Annotated in this window: 1 protein-coding gene; it reads right to left on the minus strand. The window is 71.5% G+C overall.

All coding sequences use genetic code 11. The features are described from left to right. A partial coding sequence (locus BFF77_RS32645) for a condensation domain-containing protein (protein WP_245704100.1) occupies positions 1 to 420 on the minus strand: 420 nt, incomplete at its 3' end. Positions 421 to 536 lie beyond the last annotated feature (116 nt).

The following is a 536-nucleotide window of genomic DNA, read 5'->3' on the forward strand; positions in this document are numbered from 1 at the left end:
CCGGCCGCGCGCCAGCGGGCCCCGGCTCATGTCGAACGGGGTGAAGGACTCCTCGCGCCGGCGGACGGAGAGACGGGCTTCGACGTCCTGACACGAGGTCAGATCCTCCACCGCGAGGGCGAATCCGGTGTCCGGCGGATCGATTCGCTGGTACGGCTCGCCTTCCGCGGACACCAGCCGGGTGCGCAGCGTCTCGTGCCGGGCGACCAGCGCGTCGAGTGCGCGGACCAGCGTCGCGCGGTCCAGCGGACCGCGCAGACGGAAGCCCATCGGCTCGTTGTACGCGATGCCGGCGCCGTCCAACTGCGCCAGTACCCAGAGTCGCTGCTGGGCCCACGACAGCGCCGGAGGCGTTCCGCTTTCCGTCGGCGGCCCGTCCGGGGTCGCAGCCGATACCGCGCGAGGCGGTGTGGTGATCATGTTGTGAGAACCGCGTATCGCCGACAAGACCAGCCCTTTCCCCTGGGGGAGGCTCAGTACGGAGTGGGGATCACAGTCGGGCGCCCTCGTCCGGGGACGGGCGCGAGATGGGGGGT

Origin of the sequence: Streptomyces lushanensis, assembly GCF_001700515.1 — a bacterium.
GTDB classification, from domain to species: Bacteria; Actinomycetota; Actinomycetes; order Streptomycetales; family Streptomycetaceae; genus Streptomyces; species Streptomyces lushanensis.